This window comes from Microbacterium sp. 22242 (assembly GCF_052045495.1).
Classification (GTDB): Bacteria; Actinomycetota; Actinomycetes; order Actinomycetales; family Microbacteriaceae; genus Microbacterium.
In genome coordinates this window covers 322,117-337,521 of the sequence record NZ_JBQEOZ010000005.1, presented here as the reverse complement: position 1 = coordinate 337,521, position 15,405 = coordinate 322,117, and the positions used below count along the sequence as shown (strand labels likewise).

Genomic DNA, 15,405 nt, shown 5'->3' with positions numbered 1-15,405 from the left:
GTTTGAGGCAGCGGATGATGTCTTTCTTGGAGAGGCCTTGTTCGGTGCGGCGGCGCATGTAGGCCTGGGTTCTGGGGTCCCAGCGGAGTCGGCAGAGAACGATCCTGTAGAGGGCGGCGTTCGCTTGCCGGTCGCCGCCGCGGTTGAGGCGGTGCCGGTGTGTCTTGCCGGAGGATGCGGGGATCGGGGCGACGCCGCAGAGCATCGCGAACGCGGCTTCGGAGCGGAGCCGGTCGGTGTTCTCGCCCGCGGTGACCAGCAGCTGCCCGGCGACATCGGCACCGACCCCGTTGAGTTCGAGCAGGGCCGGGTTGATCGTGGTGACGAGAGGGTCGATGAGCGCGTCGAGTTCGTCGATCTCTTCGCTCAGCGCGGCGTGTCGACGGGCGAGGGCGCGCAGCGCGACCTTCGCGGCCTGTTCCGGGTCGCCGATGCGGGATGTGTCTGGTCGCAGTGCCGCGCAGATGCGTAACAGTTCCCGGTCCGTCAGGTGGCGCAGTCGTTCCCGCAGCTCGTCGGGTGCGGTGACCAGCAACGTCTTGATCCGCCTGATGCAGTCCGCGCGCTGGTCGATGGCGCTGCGCCTGGCGACGCGCAGATTCCTTAGCGCTTCGACCTTCCCGGTCCGGTCTTTCGGGACACCAGTGCGCGCCCGGGACAGTGCGGCCCGGGCGGCGGCTTCCGCGTCCAGCGGGTCGGACTTGCCCGCGAACCGGCGGGTCTTGCGGTCGGGGCGGTCGATCTCCAGCAGCTCGACGCCCGCGCCGCGCAGGTGCCGGGCCAGGCCCGCACCGTAGGCGCCGGTGCCTTCGATCGCGGCGATCAGCAGCATCCCGAACGTCACCGCCCACGACAGCAGCGCCGCGTAGCCGGCCTTGTCGGCGGGGAACTGGGCGCAACCCAGCAGCCGGCCCGTCGCATCGATCACCGCGGCCGTGTGCGTATCGCCGTGCGTGTCGACCCCGATAGCGACCTCGACCTGGCCGACCTCGGTTTCTTGTGCGATGGTGGTCATCGCCGTTCCTCTCACTCCAAGGGACAGAACGGCACGCACCGCCGAGAGCGAGCGGACAAGACAGTGATGGGTGCCTGCTGGCACAGGCTCCTATGAGGTCACGAACCCTCGCACGGTGAGTGCAAAGGCAGCCCCGCAGCGAATCGACCGACAGATCCCGTTCAAGACCCGAAGTCAGTCAGTCCAAGAGTCAGGACGACCGCTGCGGGGCTCCCACCACCATCATCACTGTCAGTCCAGGATCCGGCAGTGCGTGGTGAGCTCGCCGATCCCGTCGATCCCGACGGTCACGGTCGAGCGGTCGCGGAGGAAGATCTGCGGATCGCGCGAGTAGCCGGCCCCGCCGGGGCTGCCGGTGGAGATGAGCGTTCCCGGCAGGAGCGTGAGCGATCGGGACAGGTGCGCGATCAGCGTCGCGACCGAGCGCACCATCTGCCCCGTCGTCGCGTCCTGCACGGTGTGGCCGTCGACGACCGCCCAGATGTGCAGGTCCTGAGGATCCGGGATCTCGTCCGCGGTGACGACGACCGGGCCGGTGGGGGAGAAGCCGTCGAACGACTTGCAGCGCGACCACTGCGCTTCGGCGAACTGGATGTCGCGCGCCGTGATGTCGTTCACGACCGTGTAGCCCCAGACGTGGGCGAGCGCATCCTCCTCGGTGACGTCTTTCGCGGCGGCGCCGATCACCACTCCCAGCTCGGCCTCGTAGTCGACGGACTCGGAGAGCGCCCGCGGCCACGTCGTCGTCTCGCCGTGCCCGGCGAGGGAGTTCGGCCAGAGGGTGAAGACGGTCGGGGCGGTGTCGGTCTTCAATCCCAGCTCGCTCGAATGGGCCGCGTAGTTGAGACCGACGGCGAGCACGACCGGGGGAGCCAGGACCGCCGCCGCGTGGGCGAAGCCGTCGGCCGGGTGCACCGGGGCGTCGCCGCGGGCGTGCGCGGCGCGCACGGCGTCGAGGAGGTCGTCCCCGCCCTCGATGAGCTGTTGGAGGGTGGCAGGCGCAGGATCCACGAGATCGGAGACGAACGTCGCACCCGTGCCGTCGATGACGGCGAGCGCGGAGGTTTCGGATTCGGGACGGCGCAGATGAGCGAACCGCATGGTTCCACGCTACCGGCGCCGCGGGCGTGACGGCCGACGCCGCCCTCTAGGCTTTGTCCATGAGCTTTGGAGGACACGGCGACCCCGCGCAGCAGCGCCCGGCCTCGCCGCGGCAGCAGGGAGCGGCGCAGTCGCATCAGGCCGCACCTGGCCCGTATCCGCAGCCCCAGGAGCAGTACCGGCCACCGGCGCAGGCCGCCGACCCGCAGCAGCAGCAATACGGTGCGCCGGCGCAGTACGGCCAGCCGCAGCAGCCGCAGTACGGCCAGCCGCAGCAGCCGCAAGACGCTGCGCCGCAGCAGTACGGCCGAGCGCAGTACGGCCAGCCGGCGCAGTACGTGCAGCCGCAGGCATACGTGCAGAACGCCTCCTCGCCGGCGTACCCGGTGTACGGATCCGTGCTGGCGCAGCGCCCGGACCATCACGAGTCCGCGGCGTACGACACCTACACTCCGCCGGCCCCGGTGGCCGCCGTCCCCGCGCTCCCGGTCCCGTCCGCGAAGGGCCGCCATGCCTCCGTGTGGGCGTTCGGCGTGCTCGGCTTCGTGCTGCTCGGGTTGATCGCCTATTTCGTCTGGGCGCTCGGCCCCGCGGCCTCGGTGATCGGCATGGTGCTGGCGCTGATCCCGCTCACGATCGTGTTCTTCGGCGTGTTCTTCATCGACCGGTGGGAGCCGGAGCCCAAGTCGCTGGTGGCCTTCGCGATCGCGTGGGGCGCGATCGCCTCGATCGGCATCGCCCTGCTCGTCGACCTCGGGCTCACCCTCCTCGTCGGGCGGCGGCCGGAGGGGTTGAGCGCCGTGCTGCAGGCGCCGATCGTCGAGGAGTCCGCCAAGGGGATCGGCGTCTTCCTGGTCTTCCTGATGGCGCGCCGCGCGTTCGACGGCCCGATCGACGGCATCGTCTACGGCGCCCTGGTCGGGGCCGGCTTCGCCTTCACCGAGAACATCCAGTACTTCGCCGTGAGCCTGATCGAAGGCGGGACGGGCGATCTGACGGTCACGTTCGTGCTGCGCGGCCTGATGTCGCCGTTCGCGCACGCCATGTTCACCTCGGTCACGGGCTTCGCGATCGGGCTCGCGGCGCGGCGCGGAGCGTCGGCCGGCCGGGCGTTCGGCTACGGGGTGCTGGGCCTCATCGGCGCCATGGCGCTGCACGCGCTGTGGAACGGCTCGTCGATGATCGGCAACTTCTTCGTGCTGTACATCGTGCTGCAGGTGCCGCTGTTCGTCGGCTTCATCGTCGCGATCATCCTGCTGCGCAAGGAGGAGGCGCGGCTCACCTTCGCCCGGCTCAGCGACTACGCCACGGCGGGCTGGTTCACGCCGCAGGAGGTCGGCATGCTCGCCACGCCGGCGGGCCGACGGGCGGGTCTGCGCTGGGCGGCCGGCCTGCGCGGCGACCGCCGTCCGATCATGCGCGGTTTCATCAAGGACGCGACCACTCTCGCATCGGTCCGTCAGCGCATCATCACCGGACGGGATCCGCTGGCCGTGCAGGACGAGCAGGCTCTGCTGCTGCGCACGCACGCCGCGCGCGACGCGCTGCTCGCGGTCTGAGCCGCACCTCGAGGTCTCGGCGGTGAACCCTCGTAGCAAGACTCAGCGCCCGGTGCTGCGGCGATGCCTGCGAGTCTGCCCGGGCGCTGAGTTGATCTGAAGACAGCGTGCACCGCGGCGGGGGAGGTTGTCAAGCAATCCATCCGTTCGCGTCGGCGTCGGCGACCGGCCGGGCGGAGGATCCGTGTTCGCCGTCGGCACAGCGCTCGCGTTGACCGCGGCTGTCGTGGTCCGGTTGGATGGAACCATGACTGAGCGCACCAAGCCCGAGTTCGACGCCCCCACCGGCCCTGCTCCCACGGAGCTCGTGATCCGCGACATCATCGAGGGGACCGGCGACGAGGCGAAGCCCGGCGACACCGTGACCGTGCACTACGCGGGTGTCGAGCACGACACCGGCGAGGAGTTCGACTCCTCGTGGGGTCGTGGCGAGACCATCCAGTTCCCGCTGCGCGGACTGATCCAGGGGTGGCAGGAGGGCATTCCCGGCATGAAGGTCGGCGGACGCCGCGAGCTGGTCATCCCGCCGCACAAGGCCTACGGCCCTGCCGGATCCGGCCACTTCCTCGGCGGCAAGACCCTGATCTTCATCATCGACCTCGTCGCGGTCGGCTGAGCCCGCACCCATCCCTGGAAGGCCTCGCCCTCGGGCGGGGCCTTCTTCGTGCGTGCGGGTGCTGTCAGGGCTGTCGGGGAGTTCTCGGCGGATCGGGAATATATGCGTTTGAATGTAAGTTGGATCCGGTGTCGCGAGAGCGGCGCCGTCAGCGGTCTTCGGACCCACCAGCAGTCTTCGAACGAGGAGCAGTCATGACCATCGAAATCCCCGGCTACCGCGCCGGCACCTGGAACCTCGACCCCGCCCACAGTGAGGTCACGTTCAGCGTGCGCCACATGATGATCTCGAAGGTGCGCGGCACCTTCGGCGTGAAGAGCGCCACCCTCACCGCCCCGGAGAACCCGCTCGAGGCGAAGGTCACCGCGAGCGTCGACGTCGCCTCGCTCGACACCGGCGACGCGGGTCGCAACGGTCACCTGCTGTCGGGCGACTTCTTCGACGTCGAGAAGTACCCGACGATGGAGTTCGTCTCGACCGGCGCCCGCGCCGAGGACGGCGAGCTCTACGTGGACGGCGACCTCACCATCCACGGCGTCACCAAGCCGGTCACGTTCGAGCTGGACTTCGGCGGCTTCGGATCCGACCCCTACGGCAACTACAAGGCAGGCGCCTCGGACAAGACCGTGATCAACCGCGAGGACTTCGGCCTCACCTGGAACGCGGCGCTCGAGACCGGCGGCGTGCTCGTCGGCAAGGACGTCACGATTTCCCTCGACCTGCAGGGCGCGCTGGCGGCCTGAGCCTCACCCCGTCCACGAGGGGCGGATGCCGAAGGGCGGGTGCCGCACGCCGGCACCCGCCCTTCGTCGCGCAGGGACGACAGCCGTGTCTGGCGAAGGCGCCGTCCGGGAACGGCGCCGGGTCCGATCAGCCGATCCTCTCCTCGATGAGCCGGGATCCGACCGCTCGCAGCGCCACGGCCGCCCAGGTGCGGAACGGGCGCCAGTGCTCGGCGATCCGCTCCAGTTCAGCGTCGGAGGGCATGTGCTCGAGGCCATACAGGGCCTGCACGGCCGTACGCGTGTGGTCTTCCTGGGTGGACAGCACGTCGGTGAACCCGCAGGCGCGGATGACGATCAGCGCGCTGTAGAACGGGCCGATCCCGGGCAGCCGCTGCACGTCGAGCATCGCCTCCTCCGGAGTCATCCCGGCGAGGCGCTGCACGTCGAGCCGCCCCTCCAGCGCCGCTCGGGCGATCGCGTGCAGGCGGGGGATCCGATCCGCCGGGAGCCCGGGGAACCCTTCCAGCTGCAGCAGCTGCTCGGGCAGCGGCAGAGCAGCCTCGATGCGTCCGCCGACCTCGAAGACGGCGCCGTGCTGCTGCGACAGCCGCTGCCGCAGCGCGATGCCCTGTCGACGCGCACGGCGCGCGGACAGCACCGCCCAGACCGCCGCCTCATAGGGGCTGTAGAAGTTCGACGGCCGGAACCCGGGCGCGGCGGAGTGCACCCGGGCGAGCACCGGATCCGCGGCGCACACCGCGGCCCAGGCGTCGCCGTCCTGATCCGCGGACACCACGCGGGCCACCTGCGCCCCGATCGCGGGGAGGTCGCCGTCGCCGTGCACGGTCAGCTCGAGCGATCCGCCCGACTGGCGCACCGCCACGCCGACCTGGCCGTCGAGGGCGTCGGTGCAGAACGCGAGCCGCATGACGCCGTCGAAGGCGGACTCGTCGCGGTGGCCGAAGCCCATGAGAGCGACCTCACGGAGATCGTACGGCCCGGTCAGGGGCAGCGTGGTCGTGCGGCTGTCGGTGCTCATGCGCACACTCTGCTCCTGGCCTCGGACATTCGGCGATCGCGTGCCGGGACCGCTCCGCTCACTCCGGCAGCGACAGGGCGGCGACGCGGGCCGGCCCGGCGAAGGCGTCGATCGCGGCGATCCGGTCGCCGTCGACCTCGAACGCCATGACGGAGACCGCGCGCCCGTCGACCTCGACCACCACGCCGGGGAGGCCGTCCACGAGGACGGGGCGGAGCACGGCGTCCGGGATCGCGAACATCAGCGCCCTGCCCGCAACAGCCGCGCCGCCGCGGACGAGCGCCGTCGCCGAGAGCCCCTGATCGATGCGCAGCTCCACCTCCGGGGAGAGCAGCGAGACCAGACGATCGAAGTCCCCGGCACGCGCCGCCGCGAAGAAGGCGTCGACCACGGGGCGTCGTTCCCGCGCAGGACGCGTTCCCACGACGTCCGCGGAGCGCACCCGGCGCCGGGCCCGGCTGGCCAGCTGTCGCACCGCGTCCGGGGTGCGCTCCAGCAGCTCGGCGATCTGCTCGAACGGCACCTCGAACGAGTCGTGCAGCACGAACGCCACGCGCTCTGCGGGGGAGAGGCGCTCGTGCACGACGGTGAGCGCCGCGCCCACCGCATCCGCCTGCTGCGCCTGCTCGAGCGGATCGGCCGCCCGCGGTTCGTGCATGACGACCGGATCCGCCCCCTCGTCGTCGAGCGGGATCTCGCCGCGGCCGGCGCGGGCCCGCAGCACGTTCAGGCAGGCGCGGGAGGCGATCGTGGTCAGCCAGCCGCCGAAGTTCTCCACGCCCTCCACGCCGGCCGCGGAGGCCCGCAGCCACACGTCCTGCACGACGTCGTCGACCTCGGCGGTGGATCCGAGCATGCGCTGCGCGAGCCGGCGCAGCCGAGGCCGATGCTCCTCGAAGCGCTCGGTGAGAGAAATCTGATCCGTCATGTCACATCTCCTTCGGCCGGCGTGTCATCAGAGTGACCGCGACGGATCGTCGCGGCGCACGACACAGAGAACGGGAAGAGTCTGACATGACCATCGACCAGACCATCGACACCACAGCCGCCGTGGCGATCAAGGCGCGGATGCCGCATCCCGCGTTCCTCCTGGACGGCGGGTTCGATGCGCTGACGGCGCTCAGCAGGGTCGCGAGCTCGACCGACCTGCCCGAGGAGCTCCTGCACCTCGTGCATCTGCGCGCGAGCCAGATCAACGGCTGCAGCTGGTGCACGATCGAGCACGCCAAGGAGATGCGGGCCGACGGAGCGAGCGACGAGCGCGTCTTCGGCGTCGCCGCCTGGCGCGAGGCGCCGCTGTTCACGGCGCGCGAACGCGCCGCCCTCGCCCTCACCGAGGCGCTGACGCGCATCGCGGACAGCGCGGATCCGGTGCCGGACGAGCTGTGGGCGGAGGTCTCGGCGCACTTCGACAAGCGCCAGCTCTCGGCCCTCATCCTGGCCATCAGCGCGATCAACGTGTGGAACCGGATCAACGTCGCGATCCGCCAGCCCGCCGGTCAGCGCTGAGGGCGCACAGCCGGCCCGGTCAGGACGCAGAGGATCCGCAGCGCTCAGGGCTGCGGATCCTCGGCGTCGTAGGCCCGGAAGCGCGGCGTCAGCCGGACGAACACGGCGGCCAGCGCGATCACCAGCAGCCCGCCGAGCAGCGGCGGGAACCAGAGCGCGGTGAGCGACGCGACGGCCCCGGCATAGAACGCGCCGACCCGCGGTCCGCCCGCCACCACGATCACGAAGACGCCCTGCAGGCGGCCGCGCATCGCGTCCGGCACGGCGGCCTGCATCATGGTGTTGCGGTAGATCGAGCTGACGTTGTCCGCCGCCCCCGACAGTGCCAGCGTGAGACAGGCGAGCGCGATCAGCGCCACGTTCGGGGAGGACGCCGTGGCCCGGCTGGTCCAGGATCCGACGAGCAGCACGACGCCGAACAGCGCGACCACCGCGCCGTACGCCTGCACCGCCCGGGCGATGCCGCGACCATGCCAGCGGTAGTGCACGATCCGTCCGGAGAACAGGCTCGACAGGAAGGTGCCCGCCGCGACCGCCGCGGTGAGCAGGCCGGTGGTGACGGCCCCGCCGCCCAGGATCACGGTTCCGAGCGCGGGGAACAGCACGAGCGGCTGGCCGAAGGTCATCGCGCAGATGTCCAGGATGTACTGCATCCGGATGTTCCCCGCCCGGCGCAGGAACCGCGCGCCGTCGACGAGCGAGGCGAGTCCCGGACGCACGATCTCGCCCTCTGGCCGCAGTGAGGGCAGCGTCCACAGGCCGAGGAACATGGACAGCATCAGCACCACGTCGAGCGTGTAGGTCCAGCCGTAGCCGGTGAGGGCCACGAGCAGGCCCGCCAGCGCGGGCCCGACCATCACGGTCATGCCGAACGCGACGCCGTTCAGGGCCGAGGCCGGCGCGAGCAGCTCGCGGGGGAGCAGCCGCGGGACGATCGCGGTGCGCGTCGCCATGCCGACCGAGTTCGCGGCGGCCACGATCATGCTGAGCGCGTACAGCCACCAGATCGTCACGGTGTGGGTCCAGGTGAGCGCCACCAGCAGGCCCGTGGAGGCGAACGCCACGACGGCCGCGATCAGCGCGACCCTGCGGCGGTCGAAGGCGTCGGCGAGCATGCCGCCGTAGAGGCCGGCCAGGATCATCGGGACGAGCCCGGCGACGGCGATCATCGAGACGGCGAACGTGCTGCGCGTCAGGAAGAACACGTGCAGCATGACGGTGACGACCGTGAGCTGCCCGCCGATGCCGCTGAGCGTGGATCCGATCCACATCCGGGCGAACGCGGGGCTCTGCCGCAGCGGTCGGAGGTCGATCAGGAGGCCCACCCGTCGAGCGTATCCGGATGGCGGGCGGCCGGGATCCGCGCCGGCGTGCGGAGACGGCAGAGGCTGATAGACTTGGGCGGTTGCCGTTCGATCGGCCGCGGATAAAGAGAGCCCACGCATCAGGCGTCGGGCACCGCGCAGCAAAGAGGAAGGGGATCACCTATGGCACTGGAAGCAGACGTCAAGAAGGCGATCATCGAAGAGTACGCGACGCACCCCGGTGACACCGGATCCCCCGAGGTGCAGGTTGCCATGCTGACGCAGCGCATCAAGGACCTCACCGAGCACCTCAAGGAGCACAAGCACGACCACCACTCGCGTCGTGGCCTGTTCCTGCTCGTCGGTCAGCGCCGTCGTCTGCTCGGCTACCTCCAGGACGTCGACATCAACCGTTACCGGTCGTTGATCGAGCGTCTGGGGCTCCGCCGCTAAGCAGCAGCGCAGCCAGCGTACAATCGCGCAGAACATTCTTGCGAGGCCCGTCCCACGGTGTGGGGCGGGCCTCGGTCTTTGCCTGCGGAGCGTTTGCCTGCGGAGTGTGGTCGGCTTCGCCTTCCCCACGCCATGATCTGCCGTTGTGTGCAGAACACCTGTTTGATACAGTCGTTCAAATTCCCGGTCACATCGACGTGCAGGAGAACTCATGGTGGACGACACTCTCACGAAGCCGGCGCAGGGCGCCCTCGCCGGCGGCAGGCTCGGCGTTTTCGACATCGTCTTCTTCGTCGTCTCGGCCGCCGCGCCGCTGACCGTCGCGGTCAGCTCCGCGCCCCTCGCGTTCCTGGTCGGCGGCATCGGCGCCCCCGGCGCGATGCTGGCCAGCGGGGTCGTGCTGATCCTGTTCGCGATCGGGTTCACGGCGATGTCCCGATTCGTGCGCAACACCGGGGCGTTCTACGCGTACGCGGCGGCGGGCCTGGGCAAGCCGATCGGCGTCGGCGTGGCTTTCATCACGATCGTCGCCTATGCGTTCCTCTGCATCTGCTTCTACGCGCTGCTCGGCTTCTACGCGAACCTCACGTTCGCGCACCTGCTCGGGATCGACCTGCCGTGGGGCGTGTGGGCCGTGCTGTCCATCCTGGTCGTCGGATTCCTCGGCTATCGCCGGATCGATGTCGGAGCGAAGGTGCTCGCCGTGTTGCTGACGGCAGAGGTCACCGTACTGCTGGTCATCTCGCTCGCCATCGTCTTCGAGCACGGCGGGACGCTCGTCGAGGCGACGAGCGCGTCCTTCGACCCGGGGAACGTGTTCCTGGCCGCCGGTTCGGGTGCGCTCTTCGTGTTCGGATTCGGCGCCTTCCTCGGGTTCGAGGGCACGGTGATCTACGCGGAGGAGGCGAAGCGGCCCGACCGGACTGTGCCCCGTGCGACCTACATCGCCGTCGCATTCCTGGCCGTCTTCTACTCCTTCACCTTCTGGGCGCTCACGGTGGCGTTCGGCGCGAAGGGCGTGATCGACCTCGCGAACTCGAAGGACTACGAGGAGATGATGTTCATCGCCGGCGACAGGGCGCTGGGCGCGTGGGCGGGCGTGGCGATGCAGATCCTCATCGTGACCAGCTTCTTCGCCAGCGTGCTCGCCTTCCACAACGCCTGTGCCCGCTACATCTTCTCGCTCGGGCGGGAGCGGCTGCTGCCGAGGGTGTTCGCCCGGACCCACCCGCGGATGTCCTCCCCGCACGTCGCGAGCCTGGCGCTCACCATCCTCTCCCTGGTCGCGATCGTCCTCGCGGTCGTGATGAACTCGGATCCGTTCCTCGGGATCGGGCTCTGGAGCTACGCGATCGGGGTCGCCGGGCTGGTGTTCGCCCAGGGCGTGGCCGCGGTGTCGGTGATCGGCTTCTTCTGGAAAGATCGTCGCGGCTACGGCGTGTGGCGGGTGCTCGTCGCACCCATCCTCGGCGCTGCGGGCCTGCTCGGGGCGTTCCTGATCATCGTGACGCACTTCGACCTGGTGTCCGGGGTCGAGGGCCCGATCAACTGGCTGCTCATCGCCTGCGTGCCGCTCGTCTTCGGCGGCGGCATCGTCCTCGGTCTCGTCATGCGGCGTCGGTCGCCGGAGCGGTACGCGGCCCTGACACAATCGGTGCAGGTCGTGAACGCCGAGGAAGTGGCAGGGCAGGAATGATGGTGTCGACGAAGCGTCAGCAGCGCAAGCAGGAGCTGCTCTCCGCCACGCATCGCGTGATCAGCGAACGGGGGATCGCCGGGGCGAGCGTCCGCGCGGTCGCCGATCGGGCGGAGCTCAGCCCCGGCAGCATCCTGTACTACTTCGACAGCTTCGACGACCTCGTCACCGCGGCGCTGGAGAGCGCGATCGAGGAGTTCGGCGATCGGAGGAAGCAGCTCATCGAGAGCATCGACGATCCGCTGCTCGGCCTGCGCAGGATGCTCGAGTCCGGCATCCCGGAGTCGATCAGCGATGAACTGCGCATCGTCTACGAGGTGTCGGGTGCGATCCGCGACCGCCCGCAGCTGCGCGGGTCGCTCACCGTCCTGCTCGACCGGCAGGTCGCACTGTACGGCGACCTGATCGATGCGGGCGTCGCCGCAGGCGTCTTCCACCCGCGGATGGAGAGCGCCGCGATCGCCGCGAATCTCGTCGCGCTCGAGGACGCCTACGACCTCTACCTGCTCGACACCGAGAACGACAAGCGCCGGCAGTATCTGAGCAACGCACTGCGCTTCGCCGAGGTCGTCCTCTCCTGCAGCCTCGCCGACGGCGACGATCCGACCACCGAGACCTCCGCGAAGGACGCCCCATGACCTACCCTTCCGCCTCTGCCGCCCCTCGCGCCCGGGACCTGGGGATCCCGTTCGACGGCGAGCCCGGACCGTGGAACGCGATCACCGACGTGCCCGGCCTCGAGGTCGGATACGTCACGATCGTGGTGGACGAACCCGCGGCGGTTCGCACCGGCGTGACCGCGATCCTGCCGCGCGGCAGGACGAAGCCGGGAGCCGCATGCGCCGCCGGCATCGCCTCCCTCAACGGCAACGGCGAGCTCACCGGGCGCAGCTGGATCGAGGAGGCGGGACAGTTCCAGATGCCGGTCGCCATCACGAACTCGCACGCCGTCGGCGCGGTGCACACCGGGATCGACCGATGGATGGCGCAGCACGACCCGTACACGGCCGCGCAGTGGATGCTGCCGGTCGTCGGGGAGACGTGGGACGGCTACCTGAACTCGATCAACGCGGACGCGGTCCGTCCCGAGCACGCGATGGCGGCGTTCGACGCCGCCACGAGCGGTCCGATCGCGGAGGGCAACGTCGGCGGCGGGACGGGCATGAACTGCTATGGCTTCAAGGGCGGCACCGGGACGGCGTCGCGGGTCGTCGGCTCGGGAGAGCGGTCGTGGACCGTCGGTGTGCTGCTGCAGGCCAACTTCGGCTACCGCAGCGAGCTGCGCGTCCTCGGGCGCTCGCTCGGGTCGCAGTCGGCGGCGCCGAACCCCATGGACACCACCGACTGGTTCGAGAAGGACACGCGCACGGGGGCGCACGCGACACCGGGCGCGGGCAGCGTGATCGTGATCGTGGCGACCGACGCGCCGATGCTGCCGCAGCAGTGCGAGGCGCTGGCGCGGCGGGTGAGCCTCGGTCTGGCGCGCACGGGAACGACGGGCAGCCACTTCTCCGGCGACATCTTCCTGGCCTTCTCGACCGCGAACGAGGCTGGGCTGGCCTCCCGGATGAACGGCGGCGAGATCGTCACGGAGTCGCTCGAGCACGTGGCCTGGGGCAGCATGGATCCCTTCTTCACCGCCGTGGTCGAGGCGACGGAGGAGGCCGTGCTCAACGCTCTCGTCGCGGCGCGGGACATGGTCGGGCGCGAGGGGCATGCCAGCTACGCGCTGCCGCACGACGAGATCCGCACGGCATTCGGCGCCGCGCCGATCCTGGAACGCTGAGCGCGGCCGCTGCGAGACAGGAGTGTCCGGCGGTTCGGTCGCGCCGAGCAGTCCTGCGGGGCCTGTCCCGCGGTGCGGGGCGGGGCCCGACCTTTGTGCTCGCTCTTGTCTGGTGGCCGACTTTCCGGTAGGAAAGTGAGAGAACTTTCCTGAAGGAAAGCGAGCCACAGCCGAGGGGGACGATGGATCACAAGCCGGCCGCAGGACAGCAGCCACTGGATCCGCCCGACCGCGCCACGGCCCAGGCCTACTTGGACGAGCTGCCCGGCGTGCGGCAGCGCCGCGAGATCGTGCTGGACCGCTCGCGGATGGCACGGCTCTACTTCGTCGAGGGCATCGCTTTCGGGGTCTTCATCGCGGTGCTGCTGTGGATGGATCTTCTGCGCCGCCTCACGGGAACGTCGAGTTCGTCGTCGACGTTCGGTCTGCTCGTCGTCCTGCTCCTGTGGAACGGCCTGAGCCTCGGCATCAGGGAACGCTACGGTGCCCGGCAAGGGATACGGGGCACGGCGCGCATCGTCAATCTCGTGCTGCTCCTCACGGCGGTCTTCTGGGCCGTCGTCCTGATCTTCGTCGGAGCCGCGGTTCCCGCATGGGTGCGCGCCGGTCCCGTCCTTCTCGCGCTCGTCGGCGGATTCTGGCCAGGGATCGTGCTGAATCGTGATGCACGCGGAGCGCCGAAGCCCGCGGCGCCTCCGCATGCCGTGATGACACGGCCGGGTCGTGGAGCGACCTTTGCCGCAGGCGTGGCGCTCTCCGTCACAGGTCTTGTGACGGGCTTGGTCGCCGCGGGCGACATCCTCGTCTCGAACCTGGGGCTGGTGTGCGCCGTGATCGTGATCATCGCCATCGCGATCTGCACCCGGATGGGATTCATCACCGAGCTGGGTGCGATGTGGCGGCCGCCGCAGTGGATCGCGTTCGCGCTGTCCGCGCTCGCGATCGCCGTCGTGATGGTCCGCGCGACTGCTTCGCCCCCGAGCGCGCTGTTGTTCGGCATCGCTGCGGCCGGCGCTATCCTGGCGCTCTTCGTCGTCGCCTCGGTGTGGCCGGCGGGTCCCGATGCCTGAGCCGCATCCGCGCACGCGACTCGATGACACCTTTGCGGGGGCGATCCGCTTCTCGATGATGGCGGCGCTGCGCGACGGCGTGGAGATGGATTTCGCGACGCTCGCGCACGTGCTGCAGGCGAACGATTCCGCGGTGAGCAAGGCGATCGCGGCGCTGTCGGCCGTCGGTTATGTGGTCGTCCGCAAGGGACAAGTCGGCACGCGACCGCGCACCTGGGTGCGTGCGACCGCACCGGGCTCGCGGGCGTTCGAGGCGCACGTGCAGGCGCTACGCGACATCGTCGGCGGGGGAGCGCCTTCGCTCTGAGTCCGCTCGCCGGCTGGATCGGCGCGCGAACGCGTGTTCAGCGCCGGATCAGCGACACGGGGCGGCGGCGGATGACCAGCGTCACCGACACCGCGAGCAGCGCCGCGCACAGCGCCATCAGGAGCAGGCTCACGGCCCACGCGCCGCTCGCGTCGTGCACGATGCCGAGCAGGAGGCTGCCGCTGCCCGCCACGGCGTAGCCGATCCCCTGCGCGATCGCGGAGAGGATCCCGGCCGAGGCCTCATCCGCGGACAGGCTCACGAGCAGGCCCATGGCGAGCCCGAAGCCCGCGTTCTGCGCGATGCCGAGCACCGTCACGACGGCCGCATCGTGGCCGCCGTCCAGACCGAGCCACACGAATCCCGCCGCCATCACGAGGCCCAGGCCCGGACCGAACCAGGTGAGGATCCGCCGTCGGCGCGCGATCACCGGGGCCACCAGTGTCGGGATCAGGCCGATCAGGCTGAACCAGCCCAGCAGCCCGCCCGCGGCGCCCCTGGACTCGCCGTGCGCCGACAGTATGAGCGGAAGCCACGTGGTCACGGCGAAGTAGAGCAGCGCCTGCAGCGAGAACACGGCCGTCATGAGCGCGACCGTCAGCCTGGTCTCGGCAGGGATCGAGACGGGCTGTCCGCGCGGCACCGTGGCGGCCGAGCCCCGGCCCGCGGCGAGCATCGCCAGCGCGGCGAGCACCGCGAGCGCGGCCCAGGCGGCGAGCGCAGGGCGCAGGCCGAACGCCTCGTCCAGCGGCACGGCCAGGCCCGCGCCGAGTGCGGCGCCGATGCCGAACGACATGCTGCTGAGGCCCACCCAGAGTCCGCTCGCGCCGAGCGCCTTGAGGTAGGGCGGCAGCAGGGTCGCGGCCACCATGATCGCCGCGCCCGCGAGGAATGTGCCCGGCAGCAGCATCCATCCGCTGAGGACGCGCAGCACCAGACCGACCGCGAGCACCGACATCGCGGCGAGGATCGCGCGGGTCGTGCCGATCCGCCGGGCCAGGAGCGGTCCGAGCATGGCCGTGAGCCCGAACGCGATCACGGGCAGGGTCGCGAGCAGGCTGCGCCCGACGCCGTCCAGTCCGAACTCGCTCGTCGCCTGATCCAGCAGCGCGGACACCGACGTGATCGCCGGGCGCAGATTGACGCCGACCAGGAGTGCGGCCCCGAGCGCGAGGCCTCGGGCGGCGCTCCCGGTGGGCGCGCGCCGGACACGGTCCGCCGTGCG

The 15,405-nt window shown here is 70.4% G+C and carries 16 protein-coding genes; 10 read left to right on the top strand and 6 right to left on the bottom strand.

Annotated elements, in window-relative coordinates:
- Together ACTJJZ_RS08235 and ACTJJZ_RS08230 are read right to left on the bottom strand one after the other, a co-directional pair.
- On the bottom strand, window positions 1-1,015 hold a 1,015-nt coding region (locus ACTJJZ_RS08235), incomplete at its 3' end, for an IS110 family transposase (protein ID WP_440719754.1).
- A 231-nt stretch (window positions 1,016-1,246) separates the two neighbouring features.
- Window positions 1,247-2,116, bottom strand: a complete 870-nt coding sequence (locus ACTJJZ_RS08230) for a fumarylacetoacetate hydrolase family protein (RefSeq protein ID WP_440720686.1) — start codon at window positions 2,114-2,116, stop codon at window positions 1,247-1,249.
- Window positions 2,117-2,175: 59 nt separating this feature from the next.
- On the opposite strand from ACTJJZ_RS08230, the gene ACTJJZ_RS08225 reads away from it, so the two are divergent.
- From ACTJJZ_RS08225 to ACTJJZ_RS08215, 3 genes are all read left to right on the top strand, one after another.
- Entirely contained in the window at window positions 2,176-3,675 is a 1,500-nt protein-coding gene (locus ACTJJZ_RS08225) for a PrsW family intramembrane metalloprotease (RefSeq protein WP_440720685.1), read from the top strand.
- A gap of 247 nt (window positions 3,676-3,922) precedes the next feature.
- Window positions 3,923-4,291 carry an FKBP-type peptidyl-prolyl cis-trans isomerase gene (locus tag ACTJJZ_RS08220; protein ID WP_440720684.1) on the top strand — a complete coding sequence of 123 codons (369 nt, stop codon included), beginning with the start codon at window positions 3,923-3,925 and terminating at the stop codon, window positions 4,289-4,291.
- Window positions 4,292-4,485: 194 nt separating this feature from the next.
- On the top strand, window positions 4,486-5,034 hold the full coding sequence (locus tag ACTJJZ_RS08215) for a YceI family protein (protein WP_440720683.1): 549 nt from the start codon (window positions 4,486-4,488) through the stop codon (window positions 5,032-5,034).
- A gap of 127 nt (window positions 5,035-5,161) precedes the next feature.
- On the opposite strand, the gene ACTJJZ_RS08210 is transcribed toward ACTJJZ_RS08215, so the two are convergent.
- Window positions 5,162-6,055 (bottom strand): DNA-3-methyladenine glycosylase family protein, encoded by an 894-nt coding sequence (locus ACTJJZ_RS08210; protein WP_440720682.1) that lies wholly within the window; start codon window positions 6,053-6,055, stop codon window positions 5,162-5,164.
- 58 nt (window positions 6,056-6,113) lie between these two features.
- On the bottom strand, window positions 6,114-6,983 hold the full coding sequence (locus tag ACTJJZ_RS08205) for a sigma-70 family RNA polymerase sigma factor (RefSeq protein ID WP_440720681.1): 870 nt from the start codon (window positions 6,981-6,983) through the stop codon (window positions 6,114-6,116).
- A gap of 86 nt (window positions 6,984-7,069) precedes the next feature.
- Here ACTJJZ_RS08205 and ACTJJZ_RS08200 point away from each other — a divergent pair, with 86 nt between their 5' ends.
- On the top strand, window positions 7,070-7,564 hold the full coding sequence (locus tag ACTJJZ_RS08200; RefSeq protein WP_440720680.1) for a carboxymuconolactone decarboxylase family protein: 495 nt from the start codon (window positions 7,070-7,072) through the stop codon (window positions 7,562-7,564).
- Window positions 7,565-7,608: 44 nt separating this feature from the next.
- Here the strand turns inward: ACTJJZ_RS08200 and ACTJJZ_RS08195 are convergent, their stop codons facing one another.
- Window positions 7,609-8,835 carry an MFS transporter gene (locus ACTJJZ_RS08195; protein ID WP_440720697.1) on the bottom strand — a complete coding sequence of 409 codons (1,227 nt, stop codon included), beginning with the start codon at window positions 8,833-8,835 and terminating at the stop codon, window positions 7,609-7,611.
- 216 nt (window positions 8,836-9,051) lie between these two features.
- Here ACTJJZ_RS08195 and rpsO point away from each other — a divergent pair, with 216 nt between their 5' ends.
- The 6 genes from rpsO to ACTJJZ_RS08165 all read left to right on the top strand — a co-directional run bounded on the left by rpsO (window position 9,052) and on the right by ACTJJZ_RS08165 (window position 14,180).
- Window positions 9,052-9,321 (top strand): 30S ribosomal protein S15, encoded by a 270-nt coding sequence (gene rpsO, locus ACTJJZ_RS08190; protein WP_018187174.1) that lies wholly within the window; start codon window positions 9,052-9,054, stop codon window positions 9,319-9,321.
- A 211-nt stretch (window positions 9,322-9,532) separates the two neighbouring features.
- The gene (locus tag ACTJJZ_RS08185; protein WP_440720679.1) at window positions 9,533-11,017 is read left to right on the top strand and encodes an APC family permease; all 1,485 of its coding nucleotides are present in this window, start codon (window positions 9,533-9,535) and stop codon (window positions 11,015-11,017) included.
- 2 nt (window positions 11,018-11,019) lie between these two features.
- Entirely contained in the window at window positions 11,020-11,655 is a 636-nt protein-coding gene (locus tag ACTJJZ_RS08180; protein ID WP_440720678.1) for a TetR/AcrR family transcriptional regulator, read from the top strand.
- Window positions 11,652-12,803, top strand: coding sequence for a DmpA family aminopeptidase (locus tag ACTJJZ_RS08175; protein WP_440720677.1), 1,152 nt, complete (start codon window positions 11,652-11,654; stop codon window positions 12,801-12,803). The genes ACTJJZ_RS08180 and ACTJJZ_RS08175 overlap by 4 nt, the downstream gene beginning before the upstream one ends.
- Window positions 12,804-12,985: 182 nt before the next feature.
- The gene (locus ACTJJZ_RS08170) at window positions 12,986-13,873 is read left to right on the top strand and encodes a hypothetical protein (protein WP_440720676.1); all 888 of its coding nucleotides are present in this window, start codon (window positions 12,986-12,988) and stop codon (window positions 13,871-13,873) included.
- A complete protein-coding gene (locus tag ACTJJZ_RS08165; RefSeq protein ID WP_440720675.1) occupies window positions 13,866-14,180 on the top strand; it encodes a transcriptional regulator in 315 nt (104 codons plus the stop codon). Before ACTJJZ_RS08170 ends, ACTJJZ_RS08165 begins: the two co-directional genes overlap by 8 nt.
- A 37-nt stretch (window positions 14,181-14,217) precedes the next feature.
- Here the strand turns inward: ACTJJZ_RS08165 and ACTJJZ_RS08160 are convergent, their stop codons facing one another.
- Complete coding sequence (locus ACTJJZ_RS08160; RefSeq protein ID WP_440720674.1) at window positions 14,218-15,297, bottom strand: MFS transporter; 1,080 nt, start codon at window positions 15,295-15,297, stop codon at window positions 14,218-14,220.
- Window positions 15,298-15,405: the final 108 nt, after the last annotated feature.